This window comes from Cellulophaga tyrosinoxydans (assembly GCF_900176415.1).
In the GTDB taxonomy this organism is placed as follows: domain Bacteria; phylum Bacteroidota; class Bacteroidia; order Flavobacteriales; family Flavobacteriaceae; genus Cellulophaga; species Cellulophaga tyrosinoxydans.
Map to the genome: position 1 here is coordinate 67,574 of NZ_FWXO01000005.1, position 19,128 is coordinate 86,701.

Annotated in this window: 16 protein-coding genes and 1 tRNA gene; 10 read left to right on the forward strand and 7 right to left on the reverse strand. The window is 32.4% G+C overall.

Annotated features, from left to right (window positions below; all coding sequences use genetic code 11):
- The first annotated feature begins 75 nt into the window (after positions 1-75).
- Complete coding sequence (locus B8963_RS13575) at positions 76-636, forward strand: TlpA family protein disulfide reductase (RefSeq protein ID WP_084062324.1); 561 nt, start codon at positions 76-78, stop codon at positions 634-636.
- On the forward strand, positions 633-1,199 hold the full coding sequence (locus tag B8963_RS13580) for a TlpA family protein disulfide reductase (RefSeq protein ID WP_234989670.1): 567 nt from the start codon (positions 633-635) through the stop codon (positions 1,197-1,199). Before B8963_RS13575 ends, B8963_RS13580 begins: the two co-directional genes overlap by 4 nt.
- 18 nt (positions 1,200-1,217) lie before the next feature.
- Here B8963_RS13580 and B8963_RS13585 read toward each other — a convergent pair whose 3' ends face one another.
- From B8963_RS13585 to B8963_RS13615, 7 genes are all read right to left on the reverse strand, one after another.
- The gene (locus tag B8963_RS13585; protein WP_084062325.1) at positions 1,218-1,667 is read right to left on the reverse strand and encodes a sterol desaturase family protein; all 450 of its coding nucleotides are present in this window, start codon (positions 1,665-1,667) and stop codon (positions 1,218-1,220) included.
- Position 1,668: 1 nt separating this feature from the next.
- Complete coding sequence (locus B8963_RS13590; protein ID WP_084062326.1) at positions 1,669-2,508, reverse strand: phytoene/squalene synthase family protein; 840 nt, start codon at positions 2,506-2,508, stop codon at positions 1,669-1,671.
- A 6-nt stretch (positions 2,509-2,514) separates the two neighbouring features.
- Entirely contained in the window at positions 2,515-3,975 is a 1,461-nt protein-coding gene (locus B8963_RS13595; RefSeq protein ID WP_084062327.1) for a phytoene desaturase family protein, read from the reverse strand.
- Positions 3,976-3,996: 21 nt separating this feature from the next.
- Positions 3,997-4,896 (reverse strand): MerR family transcriptional regulator, encoded by a 900-nt coding sequence (locus B8963_RS13600; RefSeq protein ID WP_084062328.1) that lies wholly within the window; start codon positions 4,894-4,896, stop codon positions 3,997-3,999.
- 172 nt (positions 4,897-5,068) lie between these two features.
- Positions 5,069-5,152, reverse strand: a tRNA-Leu gene (locus B8963_RS13605).
- A gap of 183 nt (positions 5,153-5,335) precedes the next feature.
- Positions 5,336-7,579 carry a heparinase II/III family protein gene (locus B8963_RS13610; protein ID WP_234989671.1) on the reverse strand — a complete coding sequence of 748 codons (2,244 nt, stop codon included), beginning with the start codon at positions 7,577-7,579 and terminating at the stop codon, positions 5,336-5,338.
- A gap of 11 nt (positions 7,580-7,590) precedes the next feature.
- The gene (locus tag B8963_RS13615) at positions 7,591-9,894 is read right to left on the reverse strand and encodes a chondroitinase-B domain-containing protein (protein WP_084062334.1); all 2,304 of its coding nucleotides are present in this window, start codon (positions 9,892-9,894) and stop codon (positions 7,591-7,593) included.
- A 290-nt stretch (positions 9,895-10,184) separates the two neighbouring features.
- On the opposite strand from B8963_RS13615, the gene B8963_RS13620 reads away from it, so the two are divergent.
- The 8 genes from B8963_RS13620 (at position 10,185) to uxaC (ending at position 19,128) form a co-directional block, all read left to right on the forward strand.
- Entirely contained in the window at positions 10,185-11,288 is a 1,104-nt protein-coding gene (locus B8963_RS13620; RefSeq protein ID WP_200810845.1) for a hypothetical protein, read from the forward strand.
- 368 nt (positions 11,289-11,656) lie between these two features.
- Entirely contained in the window at positions 11,657-12,646 is a 990-nt protein-coding gene (locus B8963_RS13625) for a GntR family transcriptional regulator (RefSeq protein WP_084062337.1), read from the forward strand.
- 198 nt (positions 12,647-12,844) lie between these two features.
- Positions 12,845-13,672, forward strand: a complete 828-nt coding sequence (locus B8963_RS13630; RefSeq protein WP_084062340.1) for an SDR family oxidoreductase — start codon at positions 12,845-12,847, stop codon at positions 13,670-13,672.
- Positions 13,673-13,696: 24 nt separating this feature from the next.
- Positions 13,697-14,878, forward strand: coding sequence for a mannonate dehydratase (gene uxuA, locus B8963_RS13635; protein WP_084062343.1), 1,182 nt, complete (start codon positions 13,697-13,699; stop codon positions 14,876-14,878).
- Between the two features lie 10 nt (positions 14,879-14,888).
- Positions 14,889-15,731: a 5-dehydro-4-deoxy-D-glucuronate isomerase gene (gene kduI / locus B8963_RS13640; RefSeq protein WP_084062345.1), complete on the forward strand. Its 843-nt coding sequence runs from the start codon at positions 14,889-14,891 to the stop codon at positions 15,729-15,731.
- 3 nt (positions 15,732-15,734) lie between these two features.
- Positions 15,735-16,529, forward strand: a complete 795-nt coding sequence (locus B8963_RS13645; protein WP_084062348.1) for a gluconate 5-dehydrogenase — start codon at positions 15,735-15,737, stop codon at positions 16,527-16,529.
- Positions 16,530-16,531: 2 nt separating this feature from the next.
- On the forward strand, positions 16,532-17,710 hold the full coding sequence (locus B8963_RS13650; RefSeq protein ID WP_084062349.1) for a DUF4861 family protein: 1,179 nt from the start codon (positions 16,532-16,534) through the stop codon (positions 17,708-17,710).
- A gap of 5 nt (positions 17,711-17,715) precedes the next feature.
- Positions 17,716-19,128 carry a glucuronate isomerase gene (gene uxaC / locus B8963_RS13655; RefSeq protein WP_084062350.1) on the forward strand — a complete coding sequence of 471 codons (1,413 nt, stop codon included), beginning with the start codon at positions 17,716-17,718 and terminating at the stop codon, positions 19,126-19,128.

The following is a 19,128-nucleotide window of genomic DNA, read 5'->3' on the forward strand; positions in this document are numbered from 1 at the left end:
ATAAGTTAAATATAATTGAATAAAACTCCTGATATTAGTCAGGAGTTTTTTAGTTTTGGAGAAATCTAAAGAAGAATGAAAATCACTAAGAAAACTGTATTAAATATTTTATTATTTGCCTTTATAATTTCTTTTTTTGTCACTCCTTTAGGTGATTATAGTAAGGTACTTTTAAATAAAATATTCTCCTTTAGTCCATCTGTTACAGAAGAATCAGATAGAAATAAGATCACAGATTACGATTGGAAACTGAAAGATGCTAATTGGGATTTGTTCAATTTTAAACAGTCTAAAGGGAAAGTTGTTTTTGTAAACTTCTGGGCCTCGTGGGTACTTCCTTGTGAAGCAGAATTACAAAGTATTCAAGGCTTGTATGATAAATACCAAGGTAAAGTCGATTTTTATATCATAACTAACGAAGAAAGAGAACCTGTTGAGGCTTTCATGGCAGCACATAATTTGACTTTTCCAGTAACTTATTTATTTATAGGTGAAAAAATGCCGCTAAAACAAATTGAAGCTCCGTCTTCTTATCTGATAGATAAGGAAGGAAATATTGTTATTTATAAGAAAGGTATTGCGGATTGGGACAATTCTAAAATATATGAATTGCTTGATAAGCTTTTAGCAAAATGATAAAATTATCTAAAGATAAAATTGTTAATCTTTTAATTCTTTTAGCTTTAGGAGCACTACTTTTTACGCCTATAGGGTTTCAATTTAAGGTGCTAGTAAATAAGATTTTTTCTTTTAATCCTACGCAGTTGGAGCAAGAAGATAGTATTACTCTTACCAATTATAATTGGCAATTAACAGATGCCAATGGTGATATTGCCAATTTACTAGATTTTAAAAATAAGGTTGTTGTTATAAACATATGGGCAACATGGTGTCCGCCATGTGTGGCGGAAATTCCAGAATTTCAAAAGCTTTATGCCGATTATAAGAATAAAGTTTCATTTTTGTTTATTGCTCAAGACGAGAAAATTAAGGTTGATAACTTTCTTGCTAAGAAGGGATTTGGTTTACCCGTTTATTATCAAAATAGTAAAGCTCCAAAAGCGCTAGAATCAAAATCAATTCCAAAAACTTTTGTAATAAGTAAAAACGGTCAGCTAGTAATTGCTGAAACTGGAGTTGCTAATTGGAACGGTACGGTTACCAGAAACTTACTCGATAAATTAATAGCTGAGGATTAAAGTTTATCGTAATAAAAACTATTTTTTAAAATATTTAAAAGGCACAAATAGCATTCCAAAACATTCGCCATCTTGCTTTCCTATATGTTTGTGATGCATTTTATGTGCTCTACGTACTCCTTTAGCATACCAATTATTAGCATTTCTAAATAATTTAAAGCGTTGGTGAATAAAAATGTCATGGACAAGAAAATATGCAGCACCATAAGCCATAATGCCTAGGCCAATTGGCCATCCATACCAAAACCAAGTTTTTACTCCTGCTAGAATAAACGACATACTTACAACAGCATAAATAATGAAAAATGCGTCGTTTCTTTCAAACCACGAATCATGATCTTTTTTATGGTGGTCTTTATGTAAAACCCATAGAAATCCATGCATTATATATTTATGACTAAACCATGCCATAAATTCCATAATAAGAAAAGTGCCTAGAAAAATAAGAATCCAAATAATTGTGTTCATATTAAACCAAATTTAGTTTATAATTTACATATGATTTCGCCAAAAGTCCAAATTTTTGATAGTTATTAACTCTTATGCGAGTATTTTGAATATCCATTGGTGGCGTTTTTTGTAGTTTTTGCAATAATTTAAAATAGTACTTATAAGCCGTATAAACACCGAATTTAGCGGTATTTGGTAATTTTTTAATGCCTGAATACCCTAAAGCAAAATCAGCTTGTATTTCTTCTACAATTCTCCTTTTTGATGTTTCATCTAATGCATTGAGATTGGTATTCGGAAAATAGGTTCTATTTAATCCCTCAAAATCGTCTTTTAAATCACGAAGAAAATTTACTTTTTGGAAAGCGGAACCTAGAGCCATAGCTGATTCTTTTAAATCTTCATAGGCTTCTTTATTACCTTTTACAAACACCTTTAAGCACATTAAGCCTACAACATCTGCAGAGCCGTAAATATATTCTTTATATTCTTCATCGGTTTTATAGACTGTTTTGTGTAGATCCATTCGCATGCTTTTCATAAAAGAGGCAACCAAATGGTAAGGAATATTATATTTATGAAAAGTAAATTGAAAAGAGTTTAGAATTGGATTTAAACTAATTTTTTGCTCAATAGCTTCATTTAAATCGGTTTCAAACTTATTAAAAAGATAAGTTTTGTCGTAGTCATGGAACGTATCTACAATTTCATCGGCAAATCGTACAAAACCATAAATGTTATAAATATCACTGCGTATGGAAGAATGAAGCATCTTTGTAGCCAATGAAAATGATGTGCTATAACTTTTTGTTACAGCTTCACTGCATTTATAGGAGACAAGATCAAAAATACGTTTCATAATTTTCTAGTTTAGAGATTTGGCTATTAGTTCAGACACTAATTTTCCTGAAATTAGTGCAGGAGGCACCCCTGGGCCTGGCACAGTAAGCTGACCAGTAAAATATAAGTTTTTTACTTTTTTACTCTTAAGGCCTGGTCTTAAAAATGCGGTTTGTGTTAATGTATTGGCTAATCCATATGCATTACCTTTATAAGAATTGTATTCCGATTTAAAATCATTAACACAAAAAGATTCCTTTAATATAATATTGTTTTCAATAGTTTGTTGCGTTTTCTCTTCAAATCTTTTTAAAATAAGATTAAGATATTTTTCTCTTAATTCTGGTGTGTCTTCTAAATTAGGTGCAATTGGTATTAAAAAGAATCCTGTTTCGCAATGCTCTGGCGCCATAGAACTATCCGTTACTGATGGAAAATTTGCATAAAATAGCGGATTTTTAGGCCATACAGGATCGTCATAAATTTCTTTTGCGTGCAATTCAAAATCTGTATCGAAAAACAAATTATGATGTTCTATGTTTTTCAGTTTTTTATTGAATCCAACATAAAATAGTAGGGAAGAAGGAGCAAAGGTTTTCTTGTTCCAATAGGCTTCTGAAAATTGTTTGTTATCCTTATTCAATAATGTCTCCGTATGGTGATAATCTGCCCCACTTAAAACTACATCAGCCAAATAAGTTTTTCCTTTTATTACAACACCTTTTGCAATTTTGTTTTCTACGACTATCTCATCAATAGCACTATCAGTATTAAGTATTACACCTAATTCTTCTGCTAAATGCTTCATTGCCTTTATAATTTCATACATCCCCCCTTTTGGATGCCAGGTGCCAAGTCCAAAATCGGCAAAATTCATAAAACTATAGAAAGATGGCGTTTTATTTGGTTTTGCTCCTAAGAATAAAACAGGAAATTCTAAGGTTGAAATTAGTTTAGGATTCTTAAATTTTTTACGTACCTGAGAGCTTATGGTTTTAAAGAACTGATCTACTCTAGTAATAGTTTCAGGAGTTATTAATTCTAGTGGTGATAAGCCTGGCCTAAGTACAATTTTATCAATTGCAATGTGGTAGTTGTCTTGTGCTTGTTTAATAAATTTTCTAAGGTGTTTAGCACTACCTTTTTCTATGCGTTCAAATTCTTCGCAAATTTTATCTAAACTATCGCCTATAGTAATTACGTCGTCTGAAAAGAAGATTTTGTAAGCAGGACTTAATTTATCTAATTGGTAGTAGTTAGCTGTTTTTTTACCAAAATCAGCAAAAAACTTGTCAAAGATGTCTGGCATCCAGTACCAGCTTGGCCCCATATCAAAGGTGAAACCGTCTTTTACTAATTGTCTTGCTCTACCACCAACCGTATTATTTTTTTCATAGATGACAACCTCATGACCATCTTTAGCTAGATAACAGGCTGCAGATAGTGAGGAAAATCCAGAACCAATAACGATTATTTTTCTTTTCATAGATAGGTAGCAGTAGGTTTTTTAAATTTCGCTAAGCAAATTTTCAATTGATTTAAATGCTCTCATATTTTTAGGTAATTGTTCTGGCATAAGAAATTGTACCTGATAGCCAAGAAGCCATAACGAAAAATCACTTTCTGTTCCCATTTCTTCATTAAAACTTTCAATGTAATTAAGTAGTTTGTCTTTATTGGGTTCAACAGTGAAATAAGAAATAAAATAAAGGTTATTGTCATAACTTAACAACTCTTTTAAACATGAAATTGGCAATGTTGGTCCTAAATATATGGTTTTATAACCTTTATGTGTTAATTCATAGTTTAAATATAACAAACCAATATCATGGATTTCATTTTCGGGAAGAAATAAAACAAAAGTTTTATCCTCATTAGTAATATTTTTGGTCTGTAATAACTCCGTATTTAATATGATTTTTTGCTTAATTAAATTCGTGATAAAATGTTCATGTGAAGGGCTAGCAGCATCGCTTTGCCACAAAAGACCTAATTCATTTAAGAAAGGAATAAAAACATCATAAAATACCGAAGTAAAAGAGCTTTCTTTAATTAAGTTATGATACGTTTCATTAAATAAAACAGCATCAAAATTCACCATGGCCATTTTAAACGAATTAAAGGAGTGGTGTTTTATAGAATTTTTTGAAATAATTTGTTGAACAACCTCAGGAATTTCTTCTTCGGCGATACTGGCTATTTTAGAAATTTTATATCCGTTGTTATACAACAATGTTATGTTTAAAAGCTTTTGAAGACTTGCTAAACTATAATTTCTTATGTTGGTATCTGTGCGTTCAGGTTCTAATAAATTATATCTTTTCTCCCAGATTCTTATAGTATGTGCTTTTATTCCAGAAAGGTTTTCTAGATCACGAATACTAAAGCTCGTCTTTACATTGTTCATCTTTTAAAAATAAAAGTTAAACAAATCTACATATTTTTAGAATGGTATTGACATGTTTAAGGATAATTTTTTTTAAGTTGCGCTAAATTTAATAGAAAGAGGAATTAATCTAGAAAATTTTGAGCCATAGAAAGATAAAAAGCCATTTAAGTTACGTCTTAAATGGCTTTTGTGCCCACGACTAGATTCGAACTAGCACATCCTTGCGAACACCACCCCCTCAAGGTGGCGTGTCTACCAATTTCACCACGTGGGCAAATACGGTCGCAAATCTAGTAAAGTTTTAAATAATCTCTTTTATTAAGTTTTATTATTTGAAATTTAATCGAGAAGCGGACGCATCTACAATTTAAAATTTTGCCCATAGAACTAGATGGTAGGCATTAAAAATAAAAATGTGACACTGATTATTAAATCTATACTAGTACAGGTTGTTTTTTTATTTAACAGTAAATTCAACTGTTTCACCAGGCTTTAATATAACAGTTTTCTTTGTTTTTTTTGCAAAGAATGTCAAAGATGTTTCGTTTTCACCTATTGACTGAATTTGAACTATATTATTAGTCTGGCTCACAAAAACGTCTGATGCAACAGAGAATTGAAAGGTAAAATCTGCCGTTTCTATTTTGTTTGTTGAAAAACAAACTATTTTATTATCCTTGGATAATGTTGTGGGTTCATTGCCAGAAACTTTCCATAAAGTACTATTTAATAGCCATCCTTTAAAACTTGGTTTTTCTGAAACTTCATCAATTCTGTTGTCAAATCCTTTATAGGGAAATAAAACAGAAATAAAACTAAAATTATTTGTGCCTTTCTTACTCACAATTGCCCATTGCTTTCCCCGTTTTCCTGAATTAGTAATGGCATCTGTTTTTTTAATTTGATAAATATCAAATCCAGAGGCATCGTCGAATGTAGAGCGAAGTAGGTTAGGAGCATTTTCTAAGGAATAATGTCCTTGCCAAATTTGTTTGTATTCGTGGGTTTTGTCGGATGAAAAATTATCTTTTACAATCCAGAAATCATCTTTTAGATATATGACTTGTCTACTATAGTTTACTCCACTTTGAACGAAACCATCATGACTTCCCACAAAAAGATCTAAATTACTATTAGTACTCCAAGCAATAGTTTTTGGTTGGGGTAATTCTAGGAATTTTCCAAATCCGCTGCCTCCTTGATTGGAAGTGTATTGCTTGCCTTGTAATTCATCATCAACCAAGGCCACATTCTTTACCATAGAATTTTTAAAAAAGCCATAGTCCTCCAGAGAATAACGTACTTGATAATTAGGCAGTATAACTTTGCTATTCGCCATGGCTTGTATACCCAACATATCACCGTGTTGATGGTCTGGTTTATCTTTGTCTAAGCCTGCAGTTATAATCATCATTTTATTTTCTGCCTCCCAACCTTCGCGCATAATGTAGTATCCCGTTATTGGAAGGTTACTAGATTTTAATGTGGGTTCCTCAACCTTAATGTTCTCCAACAATTTTAATTGCTCATTAGTTACATACCAAAACATTTTACGTTCCACTTGGTTGTTGGCAAAGTAGGCAACCTCTGGCAACTCGAATAATAAATAGCCTAAGGTCATAGCACCAGATATATCATTTTTTTCTCCCCAAGGATTATCAGTGTCATCGGATAATACCGGAGCAGATTTATCCGGATAGGCTATTTTAATTAAGGTGATAAAAAGTGATTTTAAACGCTCCTCCCAAAAAGGAGTTACTTCTAAATTGCTAATTTTTGCCAATTGGTACACATAAAAATAATTGTCTATATCGCTCAAATGGTAGTGAACAGTGCGCTCAAATTGAAATCCGTCATCATTAATCTCTTTTGCCATATGTTGTTCTAAAAGCGACATTGCACGTTGATTCCAACTATTTGTATCCTTAAAATCTCTAAATAAAATTGAAATCATAGCTAAGGCGGACATCCCTCTTGTTTGATGATTTCCTGATGTAAATTCTGGATTGTTTTTATACAAGTGTGCACCATGTTGTAATAATGTGGCAATGGTTGTTAACTGATCCTTATCTGAATATGCTTCTTGGTCTAAAAACATATTATGTATTTGCAACCAATTTAGAATTCGGTAGCCTGAGCGAAAAACTTCATAAACCCCATTACCATCTTCAATTTTTTCATAATTATTAGTAGCCAAAGCATGGTTTAATGACTGCATCTGCTTCGTAAAATAATGAATGTATTCAGGGTTTTTATCCTGATAGTAGTATTCAAAAGCAACATCAACCATTTTGTGTTGGCGCGCCAAATGGCGCAGGGCATAGGCATTTACAGGATGGTTGTTTAAATAATTAAAGGGTAATTTCCAGTTGGTATTTCCTTCGTATTTGCCCATATGATCATTGGCATTCTCCGCATGGTAAACATCAGATCCGGCATATAGTATATTATACTCTTCAAACCTAGAGTCAAAATCTTGCCAATTGTAAAAATATCGTTCAGAAAATTTCTCACGAAAATAGTGCGCTAAGGTAGCTTCGGTAATCGTGCCATTTTTACTTAAGCTCGCTTTAACTTCAGGTGTTAAAAAATCTATAAGGTTATTAGTAGCAATGACTTTATCTTCCGGAATTGTTTGGCCTATTGCTACATTGGAAGATACTAAAAATATAATGGTAAATACAGTTCTAAAAGATGCCATAAACATGGAGTTTAGTACATTAGTTTTTGTTTCAAATTCTGTTCAATTCTAATTTCACCTGAATTAGAAATAGAATTGTTGAATGGTTTTTGACCTTTTTCTCCCCATAAAATGGCAATATCTTTTACTGGGTTATTTTTAAAGGTATTATTGGATAAAACGACATTTACAATACCGTGGTTTTGAATTAGAATGCCACTTTCATCAGCTTCGCCACAATTGGTAAAACTGTTATTTTCCAATACTAAATTTCCTCCAATAGTGGACTCGTCATATCCACCACGAAAGTAATTGAGAACATCAGATAAAATGGCATCAAAACTAGTATTGGTTATAGTTACAAACTCTGCATTGTAATCACCTTTTGCATCTATTTCAGTATTTAAAAGAATGCCTTTGGAGCAATTTTTAATGTTGCTGTTCGCTATAGTAATTGAATCAGCAAAAGCAGCCTTATACACGTGCAGTACACTTTGAAAGTTAGCTATTTCAGTATCTTCTATAAAAAGATTAAAGGCTTTAGACATGTTTTTGTCTAGGGTGGTTATTGCTACTTGTTTTTTATCTCCTTTTAATATCACATTTTCTAGGTGTAAATCGCCTTTAGGGTGCATTACAAATCCTGGTTGATTAGAAGTAAATCTTAGTTCCGCTTTTTTGTTTTTATCACTAGAGGTTAAGGTAATATTTTTAGTAATCGCCAAGCTACCATCTATTTTATAAATACCTGCCTTTAGCGATAAAACATCTCCTGAGTTTGCATTTTTGAGTGAGTTAATTAGCGATTTTTTAGAACTTACTGCTATTGTTTTTGATTTGTAATTCGAGGATTCTTTAATTAACCATTTGGCTCCATAGCGTTCTTTTTTTATTAATAATGGATTCCCATCAACAGGCACAGTTATGGCTCCAATGCTATTTTGTTTTGATCGTTCAGAACCGAATAAATCCGTAGAAATTTTATCAAAATCGAAACCATTATATACATCCTCCAAATTTTGACTTGGAGCGTAAAGTGCCTCAGATAATTTGTTAAGTTCCAAAGCTTGGGTAATTAGTCCATTATTGGTAACGCTACTTTTATTTTCACTATTGAAAATATTATTCTTGAAGGTTATTCCACTAACATCATCATAGTTTATAATCGGATTAGTATCTGGTATATGATTATATAATAGATTATTTGCTACAAGCATTCGTTCTGGGCTCGCAGAACGTATTTCGGAAGCGGGCAAAACGTCTTTTTTATCCACATTTGCACCAACACCAAATTGAAAAGGCGATATACAATCTATATACGTATTATAGGCAACAACAACATCAGTTACTTGATTATAGCGGTTTAATGGAGATTTAGGGATGCCATTCATTACTGCTAAGGCACTTCTGAATTCATTCCCTTTTATTTTATAAAAGTAGTTGTTAGTTATCCAATGTCCTGTATTTATTACACGAATACCACCAATAAAATCTGATTGTTCATTTCCAATAAAAACATTACCATCTATAACGCAATAATTGCCATGACGCAATACCAAAGAACCTTCACTTTCAAAAAAGATATTATTTCTGAATTCATTGAAGTTAGATTTGTTTGATATTATTTCTACTTCACCATTACATCTGTCAAAAAAGTTGTTGGAGACATTTGTATAAGATGGTGCCATAGAGGTATTACTATCACCAATTTGTAAAGTTTCTCCATGTGGTCCTCCTTTTCGTGGTCTAGGTCCAAAATGGTTGTAAACAATTTGATGGTAGTTATAGATGTTTTCATTTCCATTTAAAAACACTCTAACTGTAGGTCCAAAATTAGATTTACCTATAATGGAACAATGATCTAATTGGTTGTTTCTGCCCCAAAGTTCCACCCAATGATCGGTATCTTCTCTATTGGGTTGGGTAAATTCGTCAATTACACAATGAGTTACACGACTAAAATTAGCAATAGAATCGTTATTAATTTTAAATTGTATAACACTTTTTGATGGGGTGTATCCATTTTTAAAATGTAGGTCTTGAACAACCAAGTAGGTACCACCAATTTGTAAATTAGATTCACCCTCAATTGTTACTCTACCAGCAGTTTCTGCACGTAAAGTTATGGGTTGATCTTTGGTGCCAGTTCCATAAAATTTAATTTGTAGATCTTTCCAGATACCATTTTTCATGATAATTTCGTCTCCTGGGTTTGCTTTTGCTATTGCCGTTTGTAATTCTGAAGCATTAACAACTTTTATTGTTTGAGCAACTGATTTGGTTTGACAAAAAACTGAGATCAGGGATAAAACAAAAAGTATTAGACTTTTTTTCATGATTTTGGTGTTTTAAAAATAGATTCTTTTTAGTTTGATACTCTTTTTATCAAGAGTGACTTTTCACCTCTAATTAATTAGACATAAAAATGGCGGCACGCATAAAGTAATGGCATAAATCTAGCTATTACTAAAGATTCATAAATAATTATCACAAAAATTTAATTTGCAATAAATTGGTTTTCCAAACTGGTTTACCAAATATAAGTATATTTGTTGTAATCACAGATTTTAATTGCATTTTGTCTTTTAGTTCTGTAAATATTGATATTCAAACTAATGCTTTACTTATGAAAAAGATTTTAATTATATTGATTGTACAAGGTATTCTATGGAGTTGTAGTAGCAATGAAGAATCTTCGGAGAACATAACACCTATAAGCACAGATATATCAGTTTCAGCAGCTTCAGGTAAAATTAACTGGACAGATAAAAGTGATTTAATGCAAAAATTAGAAAGCACTTTAGTTTATAATTACGGAGCTGCACTTGAAAGCGAAATTGAAAAGGCCATTACAATTACGAACGATTCTACTTTGGCAAGTGCAAGTATTAATTTTAAAATTGCATTTCAAAGTGCCTATACAGACCCAAATAGTAACAATAATTCAGTAACCGTTTTGCTTGAGAAAGAGGTGGTAGCAGTAAACGCCATAACATTAAAAGCAGATGGTCTGGGTGACACCTATGCTTTAATCACTTCGGTTTTAGCACCAGGTAACAACCCAATTGAAGCTCCTGATTGTAATCATGCTGAATTTGGTGACCATATAGATGAGGTATTTGATAATGCGTTAAATACAAATGTTTTTAGATTTCATATTCATACAACACTAGATAATGACAGATGCATAAATTTTGATAGACAACGCAACGAGATAAAAACCTATGACCAATCGCCTGACAATTTGTTGGGCACAGAAAATGAAAAGGTAACATATAAATGGAAATTTAAATTAGCTGCAGGCTTTCAGTCTTCACCAAATTTCACACATTTACACCAATTAAAGTCGGTTGGTGGATCATTGGAAAGCATGCCTATGTATACATTTACAACTAGAAAAGGCACTCCTGACAAATTTGAATTACGCTATGCAGAAACCGATAACCAAGTTACATTAGCACAAACAGAAATAGCACCGCTATTAGATACCTGGTTAGATGTAACTGAAACTATTACTTATGGTACTTCAGGTACCTACGAATTGGTTATTAAAAAGGTTAGTGATGGCACTGTATTGTTTTCATATTCCAATTCGTCAATTGTAAATTGGCGACCAGGAGCTGCATTTGTAAGACCAAAATGGGGAATATATAGAAGTTTAATAAATGCACAAGACCTAAGGGATGAAACACTACTTTTTGCTGATTTTAGTATTGCGGAGATCAACTAATTTAAATTAGTGTTAATAAAGCAAAAAGCCTCTTAAATTTATGATCTAAGAGGCTTTTTTTGTGACCGGGCTGGGGTTTTAACCTAATTCTTTCAGCCCAATGATATCAATACTTTCAGTAAATCTAGTTACCTATGTTGACGAATTGTGAACCTCAATTTCATGATAATTGAGTCGATTTGTTTCGTTTTATAAAGATATATTAATTACATAGTAATTATTTATTTAAAACCAACCTAATTTAAATCTTGATTTTGAACTTGTGAATTTCTATAGAATATCGTATTAATTTTTTGCGTAAATGTTATAGTGTTTGATTTATTGTTAATTTTAATCTGTAATATTATTTCTTAAATGATTGGCCGCTTATGATAAATTTGAAAAATATTGAAAATTATGACATCCCAAAATACATGCGGGTATTTAATGCATACAAAGAGGCAATAGAAACAAAGGCATACCAATCAGGCCAAAGTATTCCTTCAATAAATGAATTTAGCAAATTATATAGCATATCTAGAGATACAGTATTTAAGGCATATAAACTTTTGAAAAATGAAGGGTATATAAATTCTACACCGCATAAAGGCTACTACATTGCTGATAGTAAAATCAAAGTATTATTATTAATAAGTACATTTAAAGCCTATAAGGAGGTTTTATATCATTCGTTTATGCAAAACTTGCCCGATAATGTCATAGTTGATTTGCAATTTCACCATTATAATGTGAAAAACTTCAAATCTATGCTAAACACAAATAATGGAGGATATTATAAATATATTATTATGGGTTTTAAGGATCCTGAAGTAATTAGAGCAATACATAAAATAGAGGCCGATAAGTTATTGCTTATTGATTGGGATTTGTCTTCAAAAAAAACAACTAACTATCTCTTACAAGATTTTGGAAAAAGCTTTTATAATTGTCTAGAGGAGGGTTTGTTTTTATTTAAAAAATATGAGGCATTAAATTTTTTATATCCTGAATTCACCTATCATCCTTGGGAGAGTGTAGTTTTCTTTAAAAAGTTTTGTAAAGATAATGGCTTCAAATACAAAGTAATTAAAAAAGCAAAAGAATTTATAGTTAACAAAAAGAATGCGTATATAACAGTAAATGATAGAATGTTATATGGGCTATTAGATCAATGTCTTAGTGCTAATTATGAATTAGGTAAGGATGTTGGTGTACTCTCTTATAATGAGACACCTATAAAAAGATTCACCTTCAAGGGAATTTCCGTTGTTTCAATAGATTTTAAAGACTTTGGAATAAAAGCAGCAGAATTTGTGACTAAAAATGAGCAAATGCAAACTTATTTACCAACAAAACTCATTTTGAGAGAATCATTATAATATTGTTTTTAGTATGGTTTTTTAAGAAAGTAATTTTCAATTCAGGACAGAGCAGGACGGATTCATTATTTCTATTTCTTATTTTCGGTGCAGTATGACTAACTTCATTGTTAGTGATTGATAATGGAGAATAATCAAATTTTTTCTATGTTTTGACTATTTTCAAAACGTAGCTATTATAATTAAAGGAATAAATTAATGAACAAAACTATTGTTATAACAGGTGCGGGAGGAGTACTTGGTGGAACATTGGCTAGAGCTTTAGCAAAAGAGGGTTATAAAATTGCAGTAATTGATTTGAAAAAGGAAGCTGCTGATAATATAGCAAATGAAATTAATTCGAGTGGAGGAAATGCTATTGGAGTTGAAGCAAATGTGCTTGAAAAAGAATCCTTAGAAAGTGCAAAAAGAATAATAAACAATTCTTTAGGTTCATGTGATATATTGATTAATGGGGCAGGAGGCAACCATCCTCTTGGTACAACGTCAAACCCATATTTTCAAGAGAGTGATTTGGCAAACTCGACTAGTGGCTTCAAAACTTTTTTTGATTTAGACCCTGCTGGGATTAAGTTTGTTTTTGATTTAAATTTTATTGGCACATTATTACCAACACAAATTTTCGCAAAAGATATGATAGGAAAAAAGGGATGTAGTATTATCAATATTTCTTCTATGAATGCCTTTACTCCTTTAACAAAAATTCCTGCCTATAGTGGAGCTAAGGCCGCTGTTTCTAATTTTACGCAATGGCTTGCGGTTCATTTTTCTAAAGTCGGTATTCGCGTAAATGCTCTGGCTCCAGGGTTTTTCTTAACCGATCAAAATAGAACCTTATTAACAAATAGTGATGGTAGTTTAACGCAAAGAGGAAATCAAATAATTGAGCAAACACCAATGGGTAAATTCGGAGAGCCTGATGATTTAATAGGAACAACATTATGGCTATGTAGCGAAGGGTCTAATTTTGTTACTGGTATAGTAGTGCCTATAGATGGCGGATTTAGTGCTTACAGTGGAGTATAAAAATAATTTAAGGTATTAAAAAATATGGAACAAACGTGGCGTTGGTACGGACCAAATGATCCTGTTTCTTTGTCTGATGTAAAACAAGCTGGGGCTACTGGAGTGGTTTCTGCTTTGCATCATATTCCCAATGGTGACATATGGACTATAGATGAAATTGAAAAACGAAAATCAATTATAGAAAGCGCTGGGCTTACTTGGAGTGTTGTCGAAAGCATACCTGTACATGAAAATATAAAAACACGTACTTGTAATTATGCTTTATATATTGATAATTACAAAAAAAGCATTGAAAATTTAGCAAAATGTGGTATTCAAATTGTATGCTATAATTTTATGCCTGTTTTGGATTGGACACGCACCGATTTGGCTTTTGAAGTTGAAGATGGATCTAAAGCCTTACGTTTTGATGTAACTGCATTTGCAGCCTTTGAACTTTTTTTATTACAAAGGCCAGGAGCACAATATACCTATTCTGATCAGCAGAAAAAAGCAGCTAAATTCTATTTTGAGAATCTTAGTCAGGAACAAAAAAGTCAACTAGTTAATAATATTATTGCTGGCCTGCCAGGTGCCGAAGAGGGTTATACATTAGAACAGTTTCAGGCAAGGTTAGATACTTATAAAAACATTGATGCTCAGATTTTAAGAGAAAATTTAGTATTATTTTTAAAAGAAATAATTCCAGTAGCATCTCAAAATAAGGTAAACATGTGTATTCACCCAGATGATCCGCCATATCCTATTTTAGGTTTACCACGAGTAGTGAGTACAGAGGAAGATTATGCTTATTTGTTTACAAATGTGCCGGACAGAGCTAACGGAATTACTTTTTGTACTGGATCATTAGGTGTGCGTGCAGATAATAATTTGGTTCAAATCTTTAATCGCTTTGCCGATAGAACACACTTTTTACATTTACGTAGTACAAAACGCGATGCAGAAGGTAATTTTTACGAAGCCAATCATTTAGAGGGTGATGTAGATATGTTCGGCGTAATTAAAGCTATTGTAAGAGAAGAGAAAAGAAGAAAAGCGGCGGGGATGACCGATTTTAATATACCTGTACGGCCAGATCACGGACATCAAATGCTGGATGATTTGCATAAGAAAACAAATCCAGGATACTCAGGAATAGGTAGATTACGTGGTTTAGCAGAATTAAGAGGATTAGAATACGGATTAAAGCATTATTTAAAAAACTGAATTTGAAGATATGAAATTACATTACGAAACACGATACGCATCAAATCCGCAATCAGTAAAAAACTACGATACTCAGCAACTTAGAGATGAATTCTTGATTGAAAACTTAATGCAAGAAGATCAATTAGTCTTAGTTTATTCACATTATGATAGATATATAGCTGGCTCTGCAGTTCCTGTAAAAGAAGCCATAAATTTAGAAACCATAGATCCTTTAAAGTCTACTTGCTTTTTAGATAGAAGAGAAATTGGAATTATAAATATTGGAGGCTCTGGCACCATTGAAGTTGATGGAGTTGTTTATATTTTAGAGCATAAAGATGCTTTGTATATTGGAAGTGGTAAAAAGGAAGTTATTTTTAAAAGTGAGGATAAAAATAATCCTGCTAAATTTTATTTAAACTCTGCTCCGGCACATAAAAGTTATTCCACCAAAAAAGTTAGTAAGTCCGAAGCTAATAAAATAGAACTAGGATCTTTAGAAACAGCAAATCATAGAACAGTAAATCAAATGATAATTGGAGGTATCGTAGATACTTGTCAATTGCAAATGGGGATGACCGAGTTAAAAGCTGGAAGTGTTTGGAATACAATGCCAGCACATGTACACGATCGTCGAATGGAAGTTTATTATTATTTAGATATTCCTCAAGATCAAGCTGTTTGCCATTTTATGGGGCAACCTCAGGAAACTCGTCATATTTGGATGCGGAATGATCAAGCTGTTATTTCGCCACCATGGTCAATACACTCTGGTTCTGGTACTTCAAATTATACATTTATATGGGGTATGGCAGGTGAAAACTTAGATTATAGCGATATGGATGTTGCTAAAATAACAGAATTAAGATAGATTATGAGCATAGCATTATTTGATGTAAAAGGAAAAATTGCATTAGTAACCGGGAGTACTCATGGGTTAGGAATGGCAATGGTAAGAGGCTTAGGTTTGGCTGGAGCAACAATAATTGTAAACGGAAATTCGTCGCAGGAAAAAATCGACTCGGCTGTGGCTGCTTATAAAAGCGAAGGAATAAAAGCTGTTGGCTATAAGTTTAATGTGGTAGATGAAACAGAAGTTGCATCTGCAATTGCGCAAATTGAAGCAGAAGTTGGACCAATCGATATTTTAATAAATAACGCAGGTATAATAAAAAGAACGCCATTAGTAGAGATGGAGGTCGCCGATTTTAGACAAGTCATAGACGTGGATCTTGTGAGTCCGTTTATTGTTTCTAAGCATGTTGTAAAAGGTATGATTAACCGAAAGGTAGGAAAGATAATAAATATCTGTTCGATGATGAGTGAATTAGGTAGAAATAGTGTTGGTGCTTATGCAGCGGCAAAAGGTGGACTTAAAATGTTGACCCAAAATATGGCTACGGAATGGGCAAAACATAATATTCAGGTAAATGGTATTGGACCTGGATATTTTGCAACTTCGCAAACTGCTCCTATTAGGGTAGATGGGCATCCTTTTAATGATTTTATAATTAATAGAACGCCAGCTGAAAAATGGGGAAATCCTAATGATTTAGCAGGTGCAGCAATATTTTTGTCTTCAAAGGCAAGTGATTTCGTAAACGGACATATTCTATATGTGGATGGGGGTATTTTAGCGACTATAGGTAAACCTTCTAATGAAAATTAAATATGAAAAAGGTGTCATTTTTTATTTTTATAACTGCTTTTGTTTTTTTGGGAGCTTGTAAAAGTCGATCTAAATTAATTGTACGTATAACTAATTCCTTAGAAACTCCTCGTTCATTTGAAACAGTAGAAATAAGAAAATCTGATTTGTCTTTAAGAAAAGGCATAAATTTTGAAAACCTTTCTGTTCAGGATGTAGCGTCTAAAGAAATTTTAATTTCGCAACTGGTAGACGAAAATCAAGATGGAAAAATGGATATTCTTTTATTTCAACCTAAAGTGGAAGCGAAAAAGAGTAAACAATTTGAATTACTTGTGGTTGACGAAAGTTTAAAACCTAAAGCAGAAGTATTCTGTTATTCCAGATTTGTGCCAGAACGAACAGATGATTACGCTTGGGAGAATAATAAAGTGGCTTTTAGAACTTATGGCCCAGTTGCTCAAAAAATGATTGAAGATGGCATCAAAGGAGGCACTTTGTCTAGTGGAATAGATGCCTGGTTGAAAAAGGTGGAATATCCAATAATAAATAAATGGTATGAAAAAACCACAACAGGTCAAGGCTCTTATCACGAAGATACTGGAGAAGGATTAGATAATTTTCATGTAGGTATAAGCAGAGGAGTGGGAGGTATTGCTGTAAAGAAAGACACCTCATTTTATGTATCTAAAAACTTTACCAGTTGGAAAACTATTACCACAGGACCTATTAGAACCAGCTTTGTTTTAGAATATGCAGCTTGGGAAGCTAATGGACAACCTATTACCGAAAAAAAATATATTTCATTAGATTATGGAAGTAATTTTTCTAAGTTTGAAATAGAACTAACTGGAACCGATGCTATTTTTGCTGGATTAACACTACACGAAAAAGATGGGCAAACCACACAAAGAAATACAGAAGGTTGGATATCCTATTGGCAACCACATGAAAATTCGGAGTTAGGTACGGCTATAATAATTCCTAATAATGGATTAATTACATCAGAATTATATAATACACCTACTAAAGATTGGAGTAATTTTTATGCCCAAATTAAAGTTCTAAATGGTAAAGCAGTCTATTATGCAGGATTTGGCTGGAAAGAAGCAAAGGAGTTCACTTCACAAGAAGATTGGGAAAACCATTTAGCCCAGTTTGCGCTAAAAGTGAATAACCCATTAACGGTGCGTTATAATTGATAAATATGCTTAGGACTAAAAATTTTATTACTGATAATTTTATTTTGCAAAGTTCCATTGCTGAAAGTTTATATCACGAATATGCCAGAGATTTACCTATTATAGATTATCACAATCATTTATCAGCAAAGCAAATAGCAGATAACAAACCTATTGCTAATATTACTAAAGCATGGTTGAGTGAGGATCATTATAAATGGAGAGCCATGCGTGCAAATGGTGTTGATGAAGCCTATATTACTGGTACAAATAAAACAGATAAAGAGAAATTTGATAAATGGGCAGAAACTGTGCCCTACACTTTACGCAACCCTTTGTTTCATTGGACCCATTTAGAACTAAAGCGTTATTTTGATATTGATGAGCTTTTGCAGCCAAAAACAGCAACTTCTATTTTTGAAAAAGTAAATAGTGTTTTAAAACAAAAAACACCAGCCCAATTGTTACAAGACCTAAAAGTTGAGGTAGTTTGCACCACAGATGATCCTGCAGATGATTTAGAAGAACATAAAAAAATCAAAGAATTAGGTATTTATACAAAGGTGTTCCCAACCTTCCGACCAGATAATTTATTATTTATTGAGAAGGAAAGCTTTACTAATTATATTAGTAAACTTGGGCAAAGGGTAGGTTTTGAAATACATTCTTTGAATGATTTAATAAAGGCAATAGAAAGTAGAATAAATTATTTTCATGAGCAAGGCTGTAGATTATCAGACTATGGCATGGAAGAAATATATGCCTACGAGTATACAGAGAAAGAGGCGAATAAAATTTTTTCTAAAAAACTGAAAGGACAAAAAATAGCGGAGGCAGAAATTAAAATTTATGCCTCATTTTTATTGCATACATTATGTAAACTGTATCACAAAAAAGGATGGACACAACAGTTTCATTTGGGTGCATTAAGAAATAATAACAGTCGGTTATTAGAGCAAGTTGGTTTAGATGCTGGGGTGGATTCAATAGGTGATTTTACGGTGGCAAAAGCAATGTCTAGACTTTTTAATGCCCTAGATAACACCAATCAATTAGCTAAAACTATCACCTATAATTTAAACCCATCACAGAATGAGGTATTTGCAACCATGATGGGAAATTATAGCGAAAGTGGTATTCCTGGAAAAATGCAATGGGGATCTGGTTGGTGGTTTTTAGATCAAAAAGACGGTATGGAAAAGCAACTTAACTGTTTGTCTAATATGGGTTTGTTGAGCAATTTTGTAGGTATGTTAACGGATAGTCGAAGCTTCTTATCCTTCCCTAGGCATGAGTATTTCCGTCGTATTTTGTGCAACTTAATTGCCGAGGATGTTCAAAATGGTTTAGTGCCAAATGATATAGATTTTTTAGGTAAAATGGTGCAAAATATATGCTATTTCAATGCTAAAAAATATTTTGATTTTAACATGAAATAA